The 306-nt window shown below is 57.8% G+C and carries 1 pseudogene; it reads left to right on the forward strand.

The annotated features are described in order from the left end of the window. Positions 1 to 134 precede the first annotated feature (134 nt). Positions 135 to 306: pseudogene (locus AC5RVV_RS18335) on the forward strand (MFS transporter); the annotation flags it as partial.

Below are 306 nucleotides of genomic sequence, written 5' to 3' on the forward strand. Positions count from 1 at the left end.
TATCTGCATTTTCGCAGATCGACTCTGCGGTATTTGTCATTGAAGCCCGCGCTCTGTGCAGGAATACTCAGTGAAAGCCAATGTGTGGTTTGCATCACCAATGTCAGCGTCGACAACAGCAGAAGGAGACATCCATGAGCGTGAACCAGCGCTCCGCCGCAGGGCAGGCCGGGGCCCAGTCCGCCGGGGAGAGCACTTCGGGATTGAAGAAGATCGTGTCCGCCTCCATGGTGGGGACGGTCGTCGAATGGTACGAGTTCTTCCTCTATGCCACGGCGGCCAGCCTGGTCTTCGGCACCTACTTCT

Source organism: Arthrobacter sp. MDT2-34-1, assembly GCF_059091365.1.